This is a genomic window from Methylobacterium sp. TK31 (genome assembly GCF_055361545.1).
Window position 1 is genome coordinate 300312 of sequence record NZ_CM143964.1, and the last position, 20258, is coordinate 320569.

A 20258-nucleotide genomic window follows, 5' to 3' on the forward strand; every position below is an offset into this window, starting at 1 on the left:
CCCGGTGCCGTCCGCGGGCAGGGAAGATCCGGAGAGTTGGACATGGCCGATCTCGAGCACACGCTTCAGCGCTTCCAGGGCCTCCTGATCGCCGAGCAGCCCGTCGATATCGGCGAGGCGGAGGATGCGATCTGGGCCTATCTCTCGCAGGCGCAGGGCCTGTCGGCGCAGATCGAGGCCCTGGACCGGCTCCAGGAGGCGGTCGGGCGCTGGGACAGCCACTCGCCGTTCCTGCCGCACCTGCGCGCGGCCCTCGACCGGCACCGCACCCGGCTCGCGGAGCCCTCGGCCTGAGCGTGACCGCGACGCCGCTGCGCCTACTCACCTACAACATCCGGCACGGACGCGGCCGCGACGGGCGGGTCGACCTGGAGCGGGTGGCCTCCGCCATCCGGTCCAGCGGCGCCGAGATCGTCGCGCTGCAGGAGGTCGATCTCGGCCGCGCCCGCACCGGCGGGGCCGACCAGGCCCGGGACATCGCCGACAGCCTGGGGATGCAGCACCATTTCCACGCCGCCCTGCACGTCGCGGCGGAGCGCTACGGCGACGCGATCCTGACCGCGCGGCCCTCGCGGCTCGTCAGGGCCGGCGCCCTGCCGGGGCTCGCCGGGCGGCCCGGCCTCGAACCGCGCGGCGCGCTCTGGGTCGAGGTTCCGGTCGGCGCCCATCGGCTCCAGGTCCTCAACACCCATCTGGGCTTGGTCGCGGCCGAGCGGAGGGCGCAGCTCGCCGCGCTCCTCGGCCCCGACTGGGTCACGGCGGCCCTCGCGGCGGGGCCGGTGGCGCTGGCCGGAGACTTCAACGCGACCCCGTGGTCCCGGGCCTATCGCCAGCTGACGGCGCGCCTCGCGGATGCGCGCGCCCTGGCACGGAGCCGGTCCGGCCGCGCGACCTTCCCGAGCCGCTGTCCGGTGCTGCGCCTCGACCACGTCTTCGTCGGCCCCGGCCTCGCCGTGGACCGGGTCTCGGTGCTGGGCGACGGCGCGGCGCGGCACGCCTCGGATCACCGGCCGCTCCTGGCGACGCTGACCGTCGAGGCGGGGGCGAACGCCGTCCACAGACCTCAGGAGGCGCCGGCCGTCGCCTCCGGGGCCTGAGCCGCGACCGCGGTCTCGGGCGCGTCCCGGCCGCGCAGGCTCCGCAGGGCCGAGCCCCGGCGCCAGGGCCGCCAGGCGTCGCGGGTGCCGACGGGGTCGCCGAGGTGCCAGGCCTCGACCAGGCGGGCGACCAGGCCGCGCCGCGAGGCGACGACACGGCAGAGCCGTCGCGGGGCCACGAGCGCCGGATCGTCGAGGACCGCCCGCAGGGACCCGCGCCGGCGCACGGCCTCCTCGAAGACCTCCCGCGGACAGCCCGCATGGTGCGCGACGAGGCCGTCGCGCAGGCGGGTGATGGCCGTGCGCAGGAGCGGGTCGTCCACCCCCGGGGCCGCCTCGATGGCGAGGTCGCACTCGCTGTCGTAGCCGAGCGAGCGGTTGTTCAGGTTGGTCGATCCGACGCGCACCAGCCGGTCGTCGAAGATGCCGACCTTGGAATGGACCAGGATCGGCCGGCCCTCCGGCGTGTGCGGCGCCAGGATGCGCAGGCGATCGTGGCGGTCGGCCGCCCGGAGCCGGCGGATCAGCCCCCGCCGGGCACTGTCCATGGTCAGGCGGTCGAAGCCGTTCGGGCTGCGCTCGGCCACCACGATAATGATCTCGGGTCCCTCCGGCTCGGCCAGCCGCGCCACCAGCGCGTCGCCGATCAGCGGCGCCGTGAGGTACTGGTTCTCCAGGTAGATCACCCGCCGGGCGCCGCGAATGGCGGCGCCGTACAGCTCGGCGTTCTCGCGCACCGCCTCCCGCCGGGCGGTTTCCGGCCAGGTGCGGGCCAGCGCCACCGGCGTGTCGGCGAGGAGCGGGGTCAGGGTCTCGGGCCAGGCCGTGTCGCCGCGGGGAGGCGGGGGCACCAGGCGCTCGCCCGTGGCATCGAGCCAGCGCTGGCGGGCCAGGTCGCCGAGGGCCGCCGCGGCCGGTCCCTCGACCGCCATCATGATGTCGTGGCGCGGCGGGTAGGTCTCGCCGCTCGGCAGGCGCCGGCGCGGGTCCCGGTCGCGATGGGCGGGCGTGTCCCAGCGGTTGGCCTCGAAATCGCCGCCGCCGCAGAACGCCACGGCGTCGTCCACGACGAGGATCTTCTGGTGCTGGCAGGCGCCGGTCGGCAGGGTCGCGTCGACCCGGTAGGCGATGCCGGGGCCGAGCCGCTCCCGGATCGCCTCCGGCGTCAGGTCGCGCCCGGCCGAGAGCGGCCAGGGCATGTCCCAGATCAGGAGATGGATCGCGAGGTCGGGCCGGCAGGCCCGCATCCGGCGCAGCAGGTCCTCCAGGGTCTCGCCCTCGGGCGCGTGGCTGCCGTCCGGCGCAAGGCGCAGGCGCGGGTCGAAGCTCCAGCCGATCAGCAGGACGGAGTGGCGGGCGGCCAGCATCGCCGTGCGGGCCGCAGCGAAGTAGGCGGCCCCGTCATGGAGCAGCGCGACCCGTTCGGCCTGCTCAATGCGCCAGCAGGTGTGGCCCGGGCGAAGCCAGCGCGCGGCGGGGTGGGGTGGGTCCGGCGGCGGGTGGATGCGCGACGACGCCGTCCCGCGCGGGGCCGGCTGCAGGCCGCGCGCGGCGAGCTTGGCCTTCACGCGCCGCCGGGTCACCGCGATGGCCGCCAGCGTCGCGACCAGGCCGAGCCCGAGGGGAATCCAATGGGCCGCCGGATTGCCGGCGCTGCGGCCGATCACCCCGAGATAGACGCAGAGCACCGTGCCCGGCACCATGCCCAGAAGGGTGGAGACGAGGAAGTCCCGCATGCGGACCCGCGTCAGGCCGAGCACGTAGTTCTGGACGTTGAACGGCACGAAGGGGCTGACGCGCATCAGGGTCAGGAGGCGCCAGCCGCCATCGCCCACCGCCTCCATGGTGGCGCCCATGGCGGGGCGGCGGGCGATGAGGCGCTCGACCCGCTGGCGCAGGATGCCGCGCGCGGCGAGGAAGGCCAGGACGGAGCCGATGGTCGCCGATACGAGGACGAGGGGCAGGGACCACCAGCCGAAGGCGAGGGCGCACGCGATGGTTAGGGGGGTGCCCGGCACCACCAGCAGCGTGGCCAGGACGAAGAGGGCCGCGAAGGCGATGGGTCCGAAGGGCCCGAGCGCGGCCGCCCAGGCCCCGAAGGCCTGGAGCCAGGCCTGGACCGGCAGCAGGAACCATGCGGCGGCGACAGCCGCCAGTCCCAGGACGATCAGCATCCAGGAGCGGAGTTCGGTCGACGTCAAAGGCCCATGCTCGCGTTCCGCCGGTCGGATCTCGTGCGTCTCGCCATCGGTTGCCAGACCCCGTTCCTTTGCCGGACAATGCCAAAGAATGTTTTGCCGGGCGAGACGTTGCGCTGCAGCAATCGCCTTTGCACCGGCGCGGCACATCCGCTAACGCTCGGGCCGTCGCCGGGTGAAGACCGGACCGATCACCGGCCGGTCCGTCGGACGCCGGCGCCGCCTCCTACCCCGACCGCTCGCCGGCCCGACGGACCGGCCGGCGATCTCGGAGTCCCTTCACCAGCACCCGCCTCCACGAGCATTCGGAACCCCGACCATTTCCCAGGATCGCGAGATCACCTTTCGCGGGCGCGGCCACGGCGTTCTTCGCGGCGCCCGGCTTCGCCTGACCGTCTGCCCGCTCTGCTCCCAGGCCAATACGCCCCGGGGCGCGGAGGCCGGCCAATGCGCGTGGTGCGCCTACGTTCCGTCCCCGGACGACGTGGAACCGGCGCGGCCGGAGGAGCCGGCGGACCGGCCGGCCCTGGTCCCGTAGCGTCCGGCCGGGCCGCTCGCCGTCAGGCCTCCGGCCGGTCGCCCTCCGGCCCGCCCTCCATCAGGCACCGATAGGCGGCTTCGGCCGGTCCGTAGCTGCCCCCGGCCGCCGCGCGCAGGCGGTCGCGATCGGTGATGGTGATCCGCCCGCGCCGGGCCCGGATGTAGCCGGCGCCCTCGAGGCTCTGGACCGCCAGGGTCACGCCCGAGCGCTGCGCCCCCAGCATCAGCGCCAGGACCTCGTGGGTGAGCAGGAGTTCGTCGCCCTCGACCCGGTCGTGGCACATCAGGAGCCAACGGGCGAGGCGGGTCTCGATCCCGAAGCTGGCATTGACGAAGGCGGTCTGGCGGGCCTGGAACAGCTCCGCCTGCACGAAGCGGAACAGGTGGCGGCGCAGCGATTCACTGCGCTCCATCGCGGCGTGCAGATCGGGCAGGTCGATCGCGAGCGCCCAGCCGCCGATCTGCACGATGTGTTCGTAGGGAGAGGTCCGCGACCCGAGAATGACCGTGGAGGCCGCGACGAACCCCTCCGGACCGATCATCCCGACTTCGAGCCGGGTCGTCCCGCCCTGCATGATGACCGAGACGAGACCGGTTTCCACGAAATAGATCCGCTCCAGCTCTGCGCCGCAGGGGACGAGTACCTCTCGGGCGGCCAGTTCCAGGCGCCGCAGCCGCGGCCGGAGCAGGGCCAGGTCGTCCGACGACAGCGTTCGCAGCAAACGATTACGCAACGAGATCGGCATTCCGGAACGACAGAGCTTCCTCTCTCGGCAGAGAGAAACAAGCTTCTCGCGCCTGTTATTGGCCATAGCGAAGGTTCGGCACTGGATCAATCGCGGATGCGAACGCTCGAAAACGTGATTCAGACCGAGCGTTTGCTGTGCATAAACATAGGTTAACTGTTGGGAATCGGACGGATCAAAGTCCCGATCTTACGTCTGCTCGGCGTCCGCGATAATTATGTGCCCAAACGGGAGCCGTTCGGCGGCGGTGACCGTTAGGAGCGCGACAGGAATCCGTGTCGGGGCGGCGAACGGACGTGCCTCGCACGACCGGCGGAGGTCGGCGCCGCCGCCAGTCTCGCGCGACCCTCCTTTCCGTTCCGCCCGCCATCCTCCCGCCCGGGCAACCCGCCCGACCGCCGATCGTCGCGCCGCCGGGCGCGGGCGATCGCAACCCGACATCGCCGCCAGGATCACGGACATCGTCTTGCCGTCTCTTTCCCAGATTCCGACCACCGCGGCGTCCAACCCGCTGATCCGCAAGCTGGAAGGGTTCGGGCCGCTCTCCGGGGACGATCGGGCCGTGCTCGAACGCGTCAGCGGCCAGGGTCACACGATCGGACCGCGCGTCGACCTGATCCGCGAAGGCGACGCGCCGGACGGCGTGATCCTCATCATGGACGGCATCGCCTGCCGCCAGAAGCACCGGGCGAACGGAGCGCGCCAGATCACCGCCTATCTCGTTCCCGGCGACACCTGCGACCTCGACGTGGCGCTGCTCGCCCAGATGGACCACACCATCACGACGATGTCGGCCTGCCGCGTGGTGCGCCTGCCGGTCGAGGTGGTGCGGACCCTCCTGGAAGACCATCCGGCCATCGCCCGGTCGCTGCGTCTCGGCACGCTGGTGGACGAGGCGACGCTGCGTGAATGGCTCGTCAATGTCGGATGCCGCTCCGCGATCGAGCGCATCGCGCACCTGTTCTGCGAACTCCTCGTGCGGTTGCAGGTCGTCGGCTACGCCAGCGAGGATTCCTACGAATTTCCGATCACCCAACTCGATCTCGCGAACACGGTCGGCCTCTCGAATGTGCATGTGAATCGCTCGCTTCAGGAACTCCGTCGCCAAGGCGTGATTGAACTCAAAGGTCGGACCCTGAAAATTCTCGATCGTCAGCGTCTGAAGACCATCGCGGAATTCAATTCGAAATACCTGCATCTGGGGACGCGGGCTTCGGCATGACCATGAAACTCCAGCCCGTTCAGATTGCGACGGGCAGCAAGGACCACGAGAGCCGGCTGGTTTTCGTGGATGGCATGCTCGTCGCCGTGCTCGTGCAACTCTCCGGCGAGCACGATTCCGTGGCGGGCCGCTGGTTTCTCGAAGCCGGATTCGGGCGCGTCGACGGCCTGCATGCGCCGATCTTCGCCGACCTCGACGAGGCCCAGGCCTGGATCGCCGGCAAGCTCTCCGAGACGGCGCCCCCGGGCTGACGGGCGGGGACTCGCCCCGATCCGCCGGGGCTCCCCCGTCGAGGGCCTGATCGGGACCGGGCTCAGACCTTGAAGTTCATCAGCAGGGCGCTGGCCGAAGGGGTGGCCGCGCGGGTGCCGCCGGCGCCGTAGGGGCTCGTCTGGTCCTGGCGCGACTGCAAGTGCCGCACGAAGGTCGCCAGGAGATCGTTGGTGCTCTGGGCCGTGGTGTCGGCTGCCGGCGCGGCGGCGACGCCCGCCCCGGACGATCCTCCGGCCTCTCCGCCGAGGACCGACTTCAGGGTCTCGGCCTGGTCGCTCGTCAGGCGCCCGCCCTGGACCTGCTGCCCGATGAGGTCGTCGATCCGCGCCTTCAGGTCCGCCGGCTCGAGGCGTGCGGAGGGGGCCGCGCCGGGGCCGTCCGAGCCCTTCAGGGCGGCGTCGATGCTGTCGACCGCCGTATCCAGCGCGGTCCGGTCGGTGCCGCTGATCGCACCGGAGGCCGTCTGCGCCGCGATGCGGTCGTGGGCGCGAACCTTCGGCGACGGAAAGACCGGAGCCGGCCCGGTCGAGATCGACGACATCGCGATCCTCCTGTCTGGGGCTGTGTCCGGCCGTCAGGATGGGCCGGTGCGGTTAACGCATCGTGAGCGCCGGGGCGCGGCTCGCTCACCCCCGCAGGGCGAGCACGAGCAGCACCACCGTGGCGACGGCCGGGACGGCACAGAGCAGGAGGTCGATGAGGAGGGCGGGCCGGTCCCGGACGGAGCACCGCGTTCGGGGGCGGGGGGACCGCACCGCGGCGCCGGACATCACTCGGCCCACGACGGGCCGAGGGCCGACGCCATCCGGTCCAGGGCCGGACGCCGATGCGCGGCGACCCGCATCGGAGCCGGGGTCTCGGCGCCGCCGATCCGCTCGGGCGCCGGGCGGCTGGCGTTGTGCAGTCCGAGCCCGGACAGGCCGAGGCCGGCGACGACCGCGAGCCCGCGGGCGATCATGGCGAGGCGCCGGCCGGCCGGGATCGTCCGGACGCGCGTCGCGCGCGATCGCAGCGGCGGCAGCGATCCGGTTGTCGTCGGGAACCTCGTCTCGGCCATCACGGTGCTCCGGTGCAGGATCGGCAGGCCCAGCGATACGTGGGTAAATTTCCCACGTCAATCGAATGCGCATGGGATCATGTGTCGTGACGCACGGCGTGGGATTGTGTCCCACGGGCCGATGGCTATGGTCCTGCGATGGTTGATTCCTCCGAGACGCCCGCCGAGGGCGCGAACCTGCATGCGCCCGTCGCGCGTCTGCTGCGGCCGCTCGTGCGCCTGTTCGTGGCCCGCGGCATCACCTTCCCGGCCCTGACCACCCTCCTGCGCGAACTCTACGTCAACGTGGCCGAGTACGATTTCGCGCTGCCGGGCAAGGAGCAGACCGACAGCCGCGTCAGCCTGCTCACGGGAATCCACCGCAAGGAGGTGAGCCGCCTGCGCGGGGCGGGCGCGCCGGTGAGCGCCGTGCCGTCCTCGGTGTCGCGCACCAGCCGGATCATCGCGCGCTGGCTCGCCGACCCCACCTTCACCGACGCCGAGGGCCATCCCCGGCCGCTGACGCGGGCAGGCGAGGGGAAGGGGCCGTCCTTCGAGGATCTCGTCACGGCCGTGACCCGCGACCTGCGCCCGCGCGCGGTCCTCGACGAGTGGCTCGACCGGGGGCTCGTCGTCGCCGACGGCGACGGCCACATCGTCCTCGCCGAGGCGGCCTACGTCCCCAAGGGCGGTGGCGAGTCGCAGCTCTATTACTTCGGCCGCAACCTGCACGACCACATCGCCGCGAGCGTCGCCAACATCACCGCGCCCGACCCGCGCTTCCTCGAGCGCGCGGTGCATTACGACGGCCTGTCGAAGGATCTGGCCGAGCGCCTGGAAGTCCGCGCCCGTGAGATCGCCATGGAGGCCCTGCAGCAGGCCAACCGCGAGGCCCACGCCGCCTGCGAGACCGATGCCGGCGGCAGCCATCGCTGGAATTTCGGCGTCTACATCTACGCCGAGGATGCGCCGCCCGCAGCGGCGAAGGCGTGAGGGCGCCCGCCATGCGCGCACCGAACCGCCGCGATACCCTGCGCCTGCTCGCCTCGGTGCCCTTCGCCCTGGCATCGACGGCCCGGGCCGACCCGCAGCCGCCGATCCGCGACCAGGGCATCGGCGGCACCGGCGCCCGCCCGAGCCACCCGCCCGGCGACGGGCAGGAGCAGGAGGGCGACCGCGGCCTCGGCGGCACCGGCGTGATCGGGACGATCCGCCGCTTCGGCTCGATCGTCGTCAACGACCTGCGCATCACCTATCCGGCCGACGTCCTCGTCCGGATCGACGGCCGGCCGGCGGCCGCGAGCGACCTGCGGATCGGGCACGTGGTCCGCGTGGTCGCCTCGGAAGCGGGCAAGACCCTCGCCACCCGCCGCATCGACGTCACCAGTGAGGTCGTCGGCCCGGTCGAGGCGGTTCGGACGGGCGGGCTGACCGTCCTCGGGCAGCGCGTCGCCCTGCCGGCGGCGCAGCGCGAGGGCTGGGCGGTCGGCGACCGGGTCGCGGTGGCCGGGCTGCGCCGCCCCGACGGGATCGTGGTCGCCAGCCTGGTCGAGCACCGCCCGGACGGGACGGCGCGGGTCGCCGGCCTGGTCCGGCGCGGCCCCGACGGCACGCCGATGATCGGTGACCTGCGCCTCCTCGGCTTCGACGCCCGGCAGGTCGGCCGTCGTACCGTCGTCCTGGGCGACCCGGCCGGGTCCGGCCTGACCGTGACGGGGATCGAGGAGGCGCCCGCGCTCTTCGTCCCGGGCCTGCGGCGGGTCTCGATCGAGGCCTATGTCGGGCGCGACGCCGGACGGCTCCGGCTCGGCTCCGGCCTCGAAGTCGCGGGCCGGGCCGGTTCCGGCGTACCCCGCCGCGGCAGCGTGCGCGCCATCGTTACCGCCGAGCCGTCGCGTGACGGACGCCTCGGCCTGCAGAGCCTGCGCATCGACACGCGTGGCAGCGAGCGCCCGGCTCCCCAGACCGGACCCGATCGCGGATCGCTGCCGAGGCTCGATGGACATGGTCCAGATGGACGAGGGCTCGATGGACCGCACCTCAACGGAGGTGGCCTCGAAGGACGTGGCCTCGAAGGACGTGCGCCGGGGACCCAGCCGGGCGGTGCGCCGCGCTTCGACATCGACACCCGAACGCCGATGGGCGGGGAACACGGCCGGGCCGGCGGCGGCTTCGGCGGACCGGGCGGCCTCGAGCGCCCCGGCGGGTTCGAGCGCCCCGGCGGATTCGGTCGCGGGCCGGACGGGCCGGGCGGATTCGGGGGCGGCCCCGGACGCGGACCGGGCGGCGGTGGAGGACCGGGCGGGGGCCCCGGCGGACGCTGAGGCGATGCCCCGATCCCGGGCCGCGGCCTCTCGGTCTTGAGCGTCTATTCCTCACGCGAGCCGGCATCCGCCGCGCTCGAAAACCCCCTAGGGATTTGGAACGCCGAGGGCGGCGCCGAGCCGCGTCCGGCACCGCGTCAGGCTCTGGAAGGCACGCCCAGAATCGCGCGCGAGGCGGATCAGGGCCGGGATCTGGCCGGGCGCACGGGCAATGGCGGCGAGCACCGCCAGGATGTCGGGCTCGCCATCGGGCTTCAGGGCCTGCGCGGCGAAGGCGGGAATCGCGCGCTCGGCCGGATCGCAGACGATGCGCAGGGCGGCGAAGGGCAAGCCGTGCTCTTCGGCATAGGCGGCCGCAACGTGGGATTCCATGTCGACCCCGGCGGCGCCGCTGGTTCGGCGCAGGGCGGCTTTGGCCGCCACGTCGAGGACTGCCGCATCGACGCCGGCCAGGATTCCCTCCCGGACCCTCGGCCCCGATCCGCCGAGCGATTCGAGGAGATTGCGCATCCAGGCGGCCGCGATGGCCGGATCGGCCGGGTAGCGCCGCGCGGGGGTGACGATGGCGGTCGCGACCAGTACGTCGCCCGGGACCAGTGCCGGGTCGAGACCGCCGGCGATGCCGATGCTGACGACGGCCCGGCAGCCGGGATCGGGACGCGCAGCCAGCAGGGCGCGCAGGCGCTCGGGATTGCCGCCGGCCCCGACCGCGAGGACGCCGGGCCCGGAGGCGAGGCGGGCCTCCTTGGCGAGGCCGGTGACGGCCAGGACGGGGAGGCTGCCGGAGGGGGCGACCGTGCTCATGCCGTTGCTCGATCGCCCGCGACCCGGACCGTTCCCATTCCGCGCCTCGGCATCACCAGTCTTGGCATCACGAGCCTCGGCATCACATGCCGAAGGCGACCTTCCGGGTGTTGCTGCGCTGCAGGTTGCGGTAGCGCGCCATGGCCCAGAGCGGGAAGAACTTCGGGTAGCCGTGGTAGCGGAGATAGAACACCCGCGGGAAGCCCGTCGCGGTGTAGCGCTCCTCGGCCCAGAAGCCGTCGGCCCCCTGGGTGCGGGTCAGGTAGTTGATGCCGCGCGTCACGGCCGGATCGTCGGCCTCGCCCGCGGCCATCAGGGCCAGCAGCGACCAGGCCGTCTGCGAGGCGGTGGAGTAGCCGGGCTCGAAGGCCGGATCGATCTTGTAGGACGAGGCGTCCTCGCCCCAGCCGCCATCCGGGTTCTGGATGCGGATCAGCCAGGCGACGGCCTTGCGGATCTCCGGCGTGGCGGGATCGACCCCGGCCGCGTTCAGGGCGCAGAGCACCGACCAGGTGCCGTAGATGAAGTTCATGCCCCAGCGGCCGTACCAGGAGCCGTCCTCCTCCTGGTCGTTCAGGAGGTAGGCGACGCCGCGGTCCAGGGCCTTGGAGGTCTCCCGGGTCTCGCCGAGTTGCGCCAGCATCGAGACGACGCGGGCGGTGACGTCGGCGGTCGGCGGATCGAGCAGGGCGCCGTGGTCGGAGAACGGGATGTGGTTGAGGTAATGGTGGTTGTTGTCCGCGTCGAAGGCGGCCCAGCCGCCGTCGCTCGACTGCAGGCCCTCGACCCACTCGCGGGCCCGGGCGATGGAGGACCCGTAATCCGGCACGTCGGCCACGAGGCCGTGCTGGCGCGAGGCGCGGTCCATCGCCATCACCACCACGGCGGTGTCGTCGAGGTCGGGGAAGTGCGGGTTGGCGTACTGGAAGGCCCAGCCGCCCGGGCGCACGTTCGGCCGGCCCGCGGCCCAGTCGCCCTTGATATCGAGGACCTGGAGGGGCTTCAGCCAGTCGAGGCCGCGCCGGGCCTGGTGCTCGGCGTCCGGGCCGCCGGCCTCGAGGAGCGCGTGCCCGGCCAGGGCCGTGTCCCAGACCGGCGAGAGGCAGGGCTGCACGTAGGCCTCGTGCTCCTTGACGACCACGAGCTTCTCGATCGCCTCGCAGGCGATGCGCACCTGGGGGTGCTCGGGCGGGTAGCCGAGCACATCGTACATCAGCACCGTGTTGACCATGGCGGGGAAGATCGCGCCGAGGCCATCGTCGCCGTTCAGGCGCTCGCTGACCCAGGCCACGGCCTTATCCATGGCGCGGGCGCGCCGCTTCTTCGGAAAATAGTCCTGCGTGACCTGCAGCAGCCGGTCGATGGTGCCGAAGATCGGCGTCCACGGCCAGGTGGCGTGGGGGCTGCCGGGCCAGGTGCGCACGGTCTGGGGCGGGGCGACGAACAGCTCGGGAATGCCGATGCCCCGGGGATTGCGAGCGAGCGGCTTCAGGGCCTGGATCACCAGCATGGGCACGATCACGCAGCGGGCCCAGTAGGAGACCTTGTCGAGGTGGAAGGGAAACCACTTCGGCAGGTGCATGATCTCGACCGGCATCACCGGCACCGCGCGCCACGGCACCTCGCCGAACAGGGCGAGCAGGAAGCGGGTGAAGACGTTCGAGTTGGCGGCACCGCCGCGCGACAGGATCGCCTCGCGCGCGCGGCGCATGTGCGGCGCCTCGATCGAATCGCCGCTCATCTTGAGCGCGAAATAGGCCTTCACGCTGGCGCTCATGTCGAACGGGCCGTCATGGACCAGGGCCCAGCCACCGTGCTTGCCCTGCGTGCGCCGCAGGTAGTTGCCGATCTTGGCTTCCAGATCCGGCGCGATCTCGGTGGCGCGGAACTGGTGGAACATGATGTATTCGGACGGGATGGTCGCGTCGGCCTCGAGTTCGAAGCAGAGGTGGCCGTCGTCGTGCGACAGCGCCGTCAGGGCCTGCGTGGCGCGTGCGACCCCGCGCTCGACATCCTCGAGAGAGATCTCCTGAGTCTTGGGGCGCTGCAGCGCCTCGACCTTCTTGAATGCTTCCCGCATCGTCCTCGCCTCACCGGCCGCGCAGGCGGCCGCCATACCTCACGCCGCGCCGCGCGCTCGTGCCTGTCCGCACGTCCCGGTCCTCGTCGCGAGGGCCTGGGCGGCGGTCGTCCCCGAACGGATCGCCCCCTCGATCGTCGAAGGCAGGCCGGTCGCGGTCCAATCTCCTGCCAGGACGAGGTTCTCATGGGCCGTCACGGCGCCGGAGCGCCGCGCGGCCTCGGCGGGCGTCGCCGCGAAGGTCGCCCGCTTCTCCTTGACGATCTGCCAGCTTGGCAGTTCCGGCGCAAGTCCGGTCAAAGTCACGATCTCGGACCAGATCTGACGTCCCAAATCTTCACGCGGTACATCCAAGAGCCGGTCGGCCCCGCTGATGGTCACGGACAGACGATCCGGATAGGCAAATAGCCACTCCGTCATTCCATTCACCACGCCGAGAAGTAACGGCGATCCCGGCGGCGGGACCACGGCAAAGTGAGCGTTGACGATGGAGCGGTGGCTCTGCGGGGTCGGCAGGCCGGGGAGCAGGTCGCAGGCGACCCAGGGCGGCAGGGCGAGGACCACGGCGTCCTCGGGTGCCAGGTCGATCGTCTCGTCGGAGAAGACGAGGCCGGCGATGCGGCCGTCCCCGAGCGCGAGACTGCGCAGGCGGTGGCCGAAGCGCAGGCTCGCACCGCGCCGCGTCAGGTAATCCACCGCCGGATCGACGAAGGCCGCGGACAGACCGCCGACGGCCACCAGCGGCCGGCAGGCCTTGCCGCCGGCACCCAGCGTCTCGCGCAGGATCGTGGCCGCGAGGCCGGTGTCGCTCTCCTTCGGGTCGGTGTTCAGGGCCGCCAGCAGCACCGGATGCCAGAGCCGATCGTAGAGGGTGCCCTCGCAGGCCATGCTCTCCCCGATGGTGCCGCCCTGGCCCGGGCCCTTGCCGGCCGCGGCCTTCAGGATGCCGAGGGGCGCGAGGTAGTCGCGGGCCGAGGTGCCCGGCACCCGGCGCGACGCCTGCAGGACCCACCACGGCACGCGGCCGGCATTGGGGCGCAGGGTCCAGCGCTCGCCGGTCTTCAAGTCGGCGAAGGGGAAGGCGGCCTCGGCCGGGCCGGACAGTGCGCTTTCCGGCGCGCCGATCGTGCGCATGAACGCGAGCGCGGAGGTGTTGCCCGACAGGAGCAGGTGGTTGCCGTTGTCGATGGTCAGGCCGAGGGTCGGATCGTAATACGAGCGGCAGCGGCCGCCGGCTTGCTTGGCCGCCTCGTGCACGACGACGCGCGCGCCGCGCTCCACCAGCGAGACGGCGGCGGACAGCCCGGCGAGGCCGGCGCCGACGACGTGAACCGTTCCGGCCATCAGAGGATCCCGTGCCGCAGGACGACGCCCAGCAGGGCGAGCTTGCCCGGCTTGACCCGGGCGCGGGGCTTCTCCCAGCCGCGGGCGAGCACGGCGTCGAGGTAGAGCCGGTAGGCCGCCGCCATCAGGCGCGGCGCCTTGGTCACCTTGCGCGGGCATTGGGCGATGATGTCCCAGGTCGCGCGGTAATGGGCCTCGGCCTCGCGCGCCACGGCGATGCAGACCTCGCCGATCCGCGGGTGGTCGATGGCCGCCTGCGGCGTCGGCGCGGTCAGGCCGATGGCGGCCAGCTTCTCGCGCGGCAGGTAGAGGCGATTGCGCGCCGCATCCTCGTCGATGTCGCGCAGGATGTTGGTGAGCTGCAGCGCGCGGCCCTCGTGATGCGCGAGGGCGATGCCCGGCTGCTCGGCGATCCCGAAGATCCGCACAGAGAGGCGGCCGACCGCGCTGGCGACCCGGTCGCAATAGAGGTCGAGGGTGGCCTCGTCGGGAGCGACGATGTCCTCGAAGGCATCCATCGCCATGCCGTCGATCACCGCCTGGAAGTCCTCGCGCAGGAGGCCGTAGCGGCGGATCGGGACCACGAGGTCCTGCACCCGCGGCGCCGGCCGGCCGGTATAGAGGTCGTCGATGTCGGCGCGCCAGCGGTCGAGTTCCGCGGCCCGCACCGGGGCGGGGCCGCCGTCGTCGGCGACGTCGTCGACCGCCCGGCAGAAGGCGTAGACCGCATACATTGCCGCGCGGCGGTCGGGCGGCAGCAGCCGCATCGCCGTGTAGAAGGAGGAGGATTTCGCCGGGAGCGCCTCGCCCTGCTGGGCGGCGGTCTCGGACGCGGGGGACATCGTGGCGCTCATGGGCGGGCTCCCCCTGCCGCCTTCGCGGCCTGGGCCCTCAGGGTCCGGCCGCGCAGGGGCCGGCGGGCCAGGGTCGCGGCGATGCCGCCGAGGGCCGTGAGGGCGAAGGCGGCCTTGCCGTGATGCACCTTCTCGCTCAGGGGGTCGCGCTGCATCAGCCCCTTGCACAGCACGACGGCGAGGCGGTGGATCGCGGCGATCTCCAGGCTGAGGCGCAGGTCGGCGATGAGGTCGGGCAGCACCGCGCCCTCGTCGAGGAGCCCCATCGTGCGCTCGGCCAGTTCGGCGATCACGCCGCGCAGGGCCGACGAGGCCTTGTCGGCCCCGAGCTCCGAGATCGCGGCGCCGTGGCTGTCGAGGGTGTCCTGCGGGATGTAGACCCGGTCGATCGCCTTGTAGTCCTTCCCGCAATCCTGCAGGTGGTTGATGATCTGGAGGGCGGCGCAGATCGCGTCCGACGGTCCCCAGACCACGCTGCGGTCCTCGCCGTGGACGTCGAGGACGTAGCGGCCGACCGGCATCGCCGAGAGGCGGCAATAGGCGATCAGTTCGTCCCAGTCGGCGTAGCGGTTCTTGCGCGCGTCGAGGCGGAAGGCGTCGAGCAGTTCGAGGGCGTGCGTCGGCGCGAGCCCGCGGGCGGCGAGTTCGCGGCGCAGGGGCTCGGCCGCGGAATCCGTCGGCCGGCTGCCGGTCAGGTCGGCGGCCAGGGCGTCGAGGAGCTCGATCTTCCGCTCGGGCGAGAGGCCGGTATGGTCGGCGACGTCGTCCCCCGCCCGCACGAAGTCGTAGAACGCCAGGATGGCGCCGCGATGCTTCGGGTGGATGAGGTGGGACGCGACGGGAAAGTTCTCGTCGCGGTAGCCCTTGCCGGTACGGGCCTCGGTCGCCGTCTGGATCGTCGTGCTCATCACAGGCGTCCTTCCTGCCGGAACCAGGCGATCGCGTCGGACAGGCCCTGGGCGTAGGGCCGGGCGGTGTAGCCGAGTTCGGCGCGCGCTTTCGCATCGGAGAAGAACATCCGGTAGCGGGACATCCGGATGCCGTCGATCGTGGCGAAGGGGGCCTTGCCGGTGAAGCGGGCGATCTGCTCGGAGACGAAGGCGATCGGATAGACCACGGCACGGGGCAGGTTCACCGTGGGGGCTTTTCGGCCGACCATGCCGGCGATGTCGGCCAGCATCTGCGACAAGAGCACGTTCTCGCCGCCGAGGATGTAGCGCTCGCCGGTCCGGCCGTGGCGCAGGGCGAGCAGGTGCCCGGCGGCGACGTCGTCCACGTGCGCGAGGTTCAGCCCGGTATCGACGAAGGCTGGCATCCGGCCCAGGGCCGCTTCCAGGATGATGCGCCCGGTCGGCGTCGGCTTGACGTCGCGCGGCCCGATCGGCGTCGAGGGATTGACGATGACCACGGGCAGGCCGTTGCGGGCCGCCATCTCCTCGACCACGCGCTCGGACACGACCTTGCTGCGCTTGTAGGCGCCGATGGCGGTGGCGGGGGTCAGGGGCCGGGTCTCGTCGGCCGGCGTGCCGTCGTCGTGCGGCTTGATGGTGGCGACGCTCGAGGTATAGACGATGCGCTCGATGCCGGCCCGCAGGGCCTCCTCCATCAGGATCACGGCGCCGTCGCGATTGGTCGCGACGATCTCTTCCGGATCCGGAGCCCAGAGCCGGTAATCGGCCGCGGCATGGACGAGGTAGCGCTGGCCCTGCAGCGCACGCGCCACGGCCGCGCGGTCGCGCATGTCGCCCTCGACCACCTCGACGTCGGTCCAGGTCAGGTTGGTGCGCGGCGAGGTCGCCCGGACCATGATCCGCACCGGGAAGCCGGCGTTGCGGAAGACGTCGACCAGGGCCGCTCCCAGGAAACCGCTCGCGCCCGTGATGAGAACCGGGCCGGCATCGAACGGGCCGGAAGGGGTCGCCTGTGGCATTTCTCTCGTAAGGGTCTGAGGATCTTAAACGCGTGCACGGGCCCGAAACGGAGTTCGGGCCCGCGAATGGCGCGCTTTTGTCATCGAAACCGCCCACCGACAAGCGCAACGGAGCCACACCCGGGCTGCAAAGCCCGGTTGGCCCGCGCGTCGGCGGCGGGGCTCAGGCGAGGCGCAGGCGGCCCGACTGGCCGGCCTTCCGTTCGGGCAGGGCGTCCTTGACGGTCTTGAGGATGCCGGCGGCGTCGAGGCCGGCCTCGGCGTACATGGCGTCGGGCGTGTTGTGGTCCTGGTAGCTGTCGGGCAGCGTCAGCGTGCGCACCCGGACCCGGCCCGCATCCAGCGCCCCCCGCTCGGCCAGCAGGTGCAGCACCATGGCGCCGAAGCCCCCCACCGAGCCCTCCTCCAGCGTCACCAGCACCTCGTGGCGCGCGGCGAGATCCAGGATCAGCGCCTCGTCGAGCGGCTTGGCAAAGCGCGCATCCGCCACGCTCACCGCGATCCCCTCCGCCTCCAGCGCGTCGGCCGCCTTCAGCGCCTCCGACAGGCGCGTGCCCAGGCTCAGCAGCGCCACCCGCGCGCCCTCCGGCGCCCGCACCATCCGGCCCCGGCCGATCGGCAGCGCGACCCCGCGCTCGGGCAAGTCCACGCCCACCCCCTCGCCGCGCGGGTAGCGCAGCGCGATCGGGCCCGTGTCGTGCGCGTGGCACGTCGCCACCATGTGCACCAGCTCCGCCTCGTCCGAGGCCGCCATCACCGTCATGTTCGGCAGGCAGCACAGATAGGCCAGGTCGAAGGCGCCCGCATGCGTCGCCCCGTCCGCCCCCACCAGGCCGGCCCGGTCCAGGCAGAAGCGCACGGGCAGGTTCTGCAGCGCCACGTCGTGCACGACCTGGTCGTAGGCCCGCTGCAGGAAGGTCGAGTAGATCGCCACGAACGGCTTGTAGCCTTCCGTGGCCAGCCCGCCCGCGAAGGTCACCGCGTGCTGCTCGGCGATGCCGACATCGAAGGTGCGCTCGGGATGCGCCTTGCCGAACAGGTCGATGCCCGTGCCCCCCGGCATCGCCGCCGTGATCGCCACCACCTTGTCGTCGGCGTCCGCGGCCTTGATCAGGCTCTCGCCGAACACCCGCGTGTAGGCCGGCGCGTTCGGCTTGGCCTTGGCCTGGACGCCGGAGAGCACGTCGAACTTGACCACGCCGTGGTAGCGGTCGGCGCTGGCCTCGGCCGGCGCGTAGCCCTTGCCCTTCTGGGTGACGACGTGCAGCAGGATCGGGCCCTGCTCGGAGTCGCGCACGTTCTTGAGCACCGGCAGCAGGTGGTCGAGGTTGTGCCCGTCCACCGGACCGACATAGTGGAAGCCCATCTCCTCGAACATCGTGCCCGAGCCCACCACCAGGGAGCGGGCGTATTCCTCGGCCGCGGCCGCGCGCTGGTAGAGGCCCTTGGGCAGGAGCCGGCCCAGCTGCTTGGCGGTCTCGCGCAGGGACTGGTAGGTGCCGCCCGAGGCCAGGCGCGCGAAGTAGGCCGACATCGCCCCCACCGGGGGCGCGATCGACATGTCGTTGTCGTTGAGGATGACGATGAGGCGGGATTTCAGCGCGCCGGCGTTGTTCATCGCCTCGTAGGCCATGCCCGCCGACATCGAGCCGTCGCCGATCACCGCGATCATGTTGCGGCGCTTGCCCGCCGGCCCGCCCTGCGCCCGGGCCGAGGCCTCGTCGAGGTCGCGCGCCACGGCCATGCCGAGCGCCGCCGAGATCGAGGTGGAGGAATGGGCCGCCCCGAAGGGGTCGTAGACGCTCTCCGAGCGCTTGGTGAAGCCCGACAGGCCGCCGGGCTGGCGCAGCGTCCGGATGCGGTCGCGCCGGCCGGTGAGGATCTTGTGCGGGTAGGCCTGGTGGCCGACGTCCCAGACGATGCGGTCGTCGGGGGTGTCGAACACGTGGTGCAGCGCCACCGTGAGCTCGACCACGCCGAGCCCGGAGCCAAGATGCCCGCCCGTGACCGAGACCGCGTCGATCATCTCGGTGCGCACCGCATCGGCCACCGCCTGCAGCTCGCTCTCCGGCAACAGCCGCAGCGCCGAAGGCTCCGCCAGACCGTCCAGGATCGCCGTCGCCTCCGACGAACTCACCGACCCCCCAGGACCGGACGCCTGCGGAATCTTGTCTTGCGAGGTTTCTTGCCGTGACACTGAATCCACACCCGTTCGTTCGCTGACACCCGCCCGATCCGGCCCATCGCCAGCGCTCTGCGCGGGCCGACCCTCGAACGGTGCATGCCCCAAGACGAAACCGGGGCCCTTCGATCGCACTTATAACGTCATTACGCAGCTTTGCCACGCCAGTGGCTGCCTGCGCTTTCCCACAGGCCCTGGGAGGCCTGCAATACCATTCCGAAAATCGGGCTGCGGGAGGAAATCCCAGGGACAACTCCGAGCCAGGGACAACTCCGAGCCAGGGACAACTCCGAGACCGAAGACGTGATTTCGGAGATGCTGGCGCCGGCGCCCGAACTCCGGCAGTTAATCGCCCCGTCCGCTCCGATCAACGGGGCGTCCGGCTTTTCCCGTCCGCCGCAGCCGCATCGAGGCAGGTCATGCCGCTCCTCCGATTCCTCGCCGGCCTTGCGCTGATCCTGGCGCCCGTGAGCGTTCCCGCTCGGGCGGCGGGTGCCTCGGCCGATCCCGCCCTGGTGCGCCGGCACGCCCCGGTCGCGCCCTTCACGTTCCCGTGCGGGACGCCCGGCACCTGCGGTGTGCAGGCCGGCCCGGGTCCGGCCGATCGCGACGTGCGTCCCTTCGAGGGGACCCTGGGCCGGCCGTGCGGCTATCGCAGGCGGGCGACCCCGGAAGGGGTGCGCAAGGTCCGGGTCTGCTTCTGAGCGGTCTGCCATGATGCGGCGCGCTTTCGTTCTCCTGCTGCCGGCGCTCCTCCTGGCCGCACCCGCCGCGGCTTCCGCCGAAGGCTGCGCCGAATCGTTCGCGGAAGGGCGCCGGCCGGAGATCACAAACCCGAAGCTCGCCGAGCGCGCGGTGCCGCTGTGCTACGAGGCCTTCGCGCTGCTCTATTCCGGTTTGTCGCGGACGCCGATCTACGCGGCCGAGCGCCTGACCCGGGACAGCATCGTGGCGGCCCGCCGGGTCGACCGGGTCGACGCCTTCCACGACGAGGAGGCGCTGCCGGCGGCCGACCGCGCGCGGCTGGAGGATTACGTCCACAGCGGCTACGACCGCGGCCACATGGCGCCGGCCGGCGACATGCCGACGGGGGCAGCCCAGGCACAATCCTTCAGCCTGGCCAACATCGTACCCCAGGACAGGGCCCTGAATCGCGGCCTCTGGGCGGCGATCGAGGAGAGCGTGCGCCGCCTCGCCACCCGCCGCGGCACCCTCTTCGTCGTGACCGGGCCGATCTACTCGGGCGACGCCGTCCAGGCGATCAACGGGCGCGTGCTGGTGCCGACGCAGATCTTCAAGGCCCTCTACGACCCGGCGACCGGGGAGGCGGGCGCCTACCTCCTGGCGAACCGGGACGATCCACCCTGGCAGGCCGTCTCCCTCGACGCCCTGCGCGCGGTCTCGGGGCTCGACGTGTTCCCGACGCTGGCCCCGGCCGCGAAGGCGAAGGCCATGGATCTGCCGGAGCCGCGCACCTATTCCCGGGGCGATCCGGAGGGGGACGACCGTCCGCGCCGCCGCTCCCCGGAGCCGGATTCGTTCGAGGCCTGGGCCAAGGCCGAGCTGCATCGGGCGCTGCGGCGTCTCTGGCGCGACCTGATGCGCGCCATCTTCTGAAACGGGGTGTC

Annotated in this window: 20 protein-coding genes; 8 read left to right on the top strand and 12 right to left on the bottom strand. The window is 72.3% G+C overall.

What is annotated here, in order from left to right; translation table 11 throughout:
* Nucleotides 1-42: 42 nt before the first annotated feature.
* Nucleotides 43-294 (top strand): hypothetical protein, encoded by a 252-nt coding sequence (locus tag ACXJY8_RS01320; protein ID WP_463775318.1) that lies wholly within the window; start codon nucleotides 43-45, stop codon nucleotides 292-294.
* Between the two features lie 2 nt (nucleotides 295-296).
* On the top strand, nucleotides 297-1097 hold the full coding sequence (locus ACXJY8_RS01325; RefSeq protein WP_463775320.1) for an endonuclease/exonuclease/phosphatase family protein: 801 nt from the start codon (nucleotides 297-299) through the stop codon (nucleotides 1095-1097).
* Here the strand turns inward: ACXJY8_RS01325 and ACXJY8_RS01330 are convergent.
* Together ACXJY8_RS01330 and ACXJY8_RS01335 are read right to left on the bottom strand one after the other, a co-directional pair.
* On the bottom strand, nucleotides 1064-3298 hold the full coding sequence (locus ACXJY8_RS01330; RefSeq protein ID WP_463775322.1) for a VTT domain-containing protein: 2235 nt from the start codon (nucleotides 3296-3298) through the stop codon (nucleotides 1064-1066). The genes ACXJY8_RS01325 and ACXJY8_RS01330 overlap by 34 nt on opposite strands.
* Nucleotides 3299-3855: 557 nt before the next feature.
* A complete protein-coding gene (locus ACXJY8_RS01335) occupies nucleotides 3856-4569 on the bottom strand; it encodes a Crp/Fnr family transcriptional regulator (protein WP_463775326.1) in 714 nt (237 codons plus the stop codon).
* A 259-nt stretch (nucleotides 4570-4828) separates the two neighbouring features.
* Here ACXJY8_RS01335 and ACXJY8_RS01340 point away from each other — a divergent pair, with 259 nt between their 5' ends.
* Both ACXJY8_RS01340 and ACXJY8_RS01345 read left to right on the top strand, forming a co-directional pair.
* On the top strand, nucleotides 4829-5803 hold the full coding sequence (locus ACXJY8_RS01340; RefSeq protein ID WP_463775329.1) for a Crp/Fnr family transcriptional regulator: 975 nt from the start codon (nucleotides 4829-4831) through the stop codon (nucleotides 5801-5803).
* Nucleotides 5800-6054, top strand: coding sequence for a hypothetical protein (locus ACXJY8_RS01345; protein ID WP_463775332.1), 255 nt, complete (start codon nucleotides 5800-5802; stop codon nucleotides 6052-6054). Before ACXJY8_RS01340 ends, ACXJY8_RS01345 begins: the two co-directional genes overlap by 4 nt.
* 62 nt (nucleotides 6055-6116) lie before the next feature.
* Here the strand turns inward: ACXJY8_RS01345 and ACXJY8_RS01350 are convergent, their stop codons facing one another.
* From ACXJY8_RS01350 to ACXJY8_RS01360, 3 genes are all read right to left on the bottom strand, one after another.
* The gene (locus ACXJY8_RS01350) at nucleotides 6117-6617 is read right to left on the bottom strand and encodes a hypothetical protein (protein WP_463775335.1); all 501 of its coding nucleotides are present in this window, start codon (nucleotides 6615-6617) and stop codon (nucleotides 6117-6119) included.
* An 85-nt stretch (nucleotides 6618-6702) separates the two neighbouring features.
* A complete protein-coding gene (locus ACXJY8_RS01355; RefSeq protein WP_463775338.1) occupies nucleotides 6703-6831 on the bottom strand; it encodes a hypothetical protein in 129 nt (42 codons plus the stop codon).
* A 14-nt stretch (nucleotides 6832-6845) separates the two neighbouring features.
* Nucleotides 6846-7133, bottom strand: coding sequence for a hypothetical protein (locus ACXJY8_RS01360; RefSeq protein WP_463775341.1), 288 nt, complete (start codon nucleotides 7131-7133; stop codon nucleotides 6846-6848).
* A gap of 138 nt (nucleotides 7134-7271) precedes the next feature.
* On the opposite strand from ACXJY8_RS01360, the gene ACXJY8_RS01365 reads away from it, so the two are divergent.
* On the top strand, nucleotides 7272-8105 hold the full coding sequence (locus ACXJY8_RS01365; RefSeq protein ID WP_463775344.1) for a DUF6502 family protein: 834 nt from the start codon (nucleotides 7272-7274) through the stop codon (nucleotides 8103-8105).
* 11 nt (nucleotides 8106-8116) lie between these two features.
* Complete coding sequence (locus ACXJY8_RS01370) at nucleotides 8117-9436, top strand: DUF5666 domain-containing protein (protein WP_463775347.1); 1320 nt, start codon at nucleotides 8117-8119, stop codon at nucleotides 9434-9436.
* Between the two features lie 87 nt (nucleotides 9437-9523).
* On the opposite strand, the gene ACXJY8_RS01375 is transcribed toward ACXJY8_RS01370, so the two are convergent.
* From ACXJY8_RS01375 to dxs, 7 genes are all read right to left on the bottom strand, one after another.
* Nucleotides 9524-10240 (bottom strand): phosphorylase, encoded by a 717-nt coding sequence (locus tag ACXJY8_RS01375; protein ID WP_463775351.1) that lies wholly within the window; start codon nucleotides 10238-10240, stop codon nucleotides 9524-9526.
* An 82-nt stretch (nucleotides 10241-10322) separates the two neighbouring features.
* Nucleotides 10323-12320 carry a squalene--hopene cyclase gene (gene shc, locus ACXJY8_RS01380; RefSeq protein WP_463775354.1) on the bottom strand — a complete coding sequence of 666 codons (1998 nt, stop codon included), beginning with the start codon at nucleotides 12318-12320 and terminating at the stop codon, nucleotides 10323-10325.
* A gap of 39 nt (nucleotides 12321-12359) precedes the next feature.
* Nucleotides 12360-13664 carry a hydroxysqualene dehydroxylase HpnE gene (gene hpnE / locus ACXJY8_RS01385; protein ID WP_463775357.1) on the bottom strand — a complete coding sequence of 435 codons (1305 nt, stop codon included), beginning with the start codon at nucleotides 13662-13664 and terminating at the stop codon, nucleotides 12360-12362.
* Entirely contained in the window at nucleotides 13664-14518 is an 855-nt protein-coding gene (gene hpnD, locus ACXJY8_RS01390) for a presqualene diphosphate synthase HpnD (protein ID WP_463775362.1), read from the bottom strand. The genes hpnE and hpnD overlap by 1 nt, the downstream gene beginning before the upstream one ends.
* Complete coding sequence (hpnC, locus tag ACXJY8_RS01395) at nucleotides 14515-15426, bottom strand: squalene synthase HpnC (protein ID WP_463775365.1); 912 nt, start codon at nucleotides 15424-15426, stop codon at nucleotides 14515-14517. The genes hpnD and hpnC overlap by 4 nt, the downstream gene beginning before the upstream one ends.
* Nucleotides 15426-16448 (bottom strand): hopanoid-associated sugar epimerase, encoded by a 1023-nt coding sequence (hpnA, locus tag ACXJY8_RS01400; RefSeq protein ID WP_463775369.1) that lies wholly within the window; start codon nucleotides 16446-16448, stop codon nucleotides 15426-15428. The genes hpnC and hpnA overlap by 1 nt, the downstream gene beginning before the upstream one ends.
* A 163-nt stretch (nucleotides 16449-16611) precedes the next feature.
* On the bottom strand, nucleotides 16612-18585 hold the full coding sequence (gene dxs / locus ACXJY8_RS01405; RefSeq protein ID WP_463775373.1) for a 1-deoxy-D-xylulose-5-phosphate synthase: 1974 nt from the start codon (nucleotides 18583-18585) through the stop codon (nucleotides 16612-16614).
* A gap of 464 nt (nucleotides 18586-19049) precedes the next feature.
* On the opposite strand from dxs, the gene ACXJY8_RS01410 reads away from it, so the two are divergent.
* Together ACXJY8_RS01410 and ACXJY8_RS01415 are read left to right on the top strand one after the other, a co-directional pair.
* A complete protein-coding gene (locus ACXJY8_RS01410; RefSeq protein ID WP_463775377.1) occupies nucleotides 19050-19334 on the top strand; it encodes a hypothetical protein in 285 nt (94 codons plus the stop codon).
* Between the two features lie 10 nt (nucleotides 19335-19344).
* Nucleotides 19345-20247, top strand: coding sequence for a DNA/RNA non-specific endonuclease (locus tag ACXJY8_RS01415; RefSeq protein WP_463775379.1), 903 nt, complete (start codon nucleotides 19345-19347; stop codon nucleotides 20245-20247).
* Nucleotides 20248-20258: the final 11 nt, after the last annotated feature.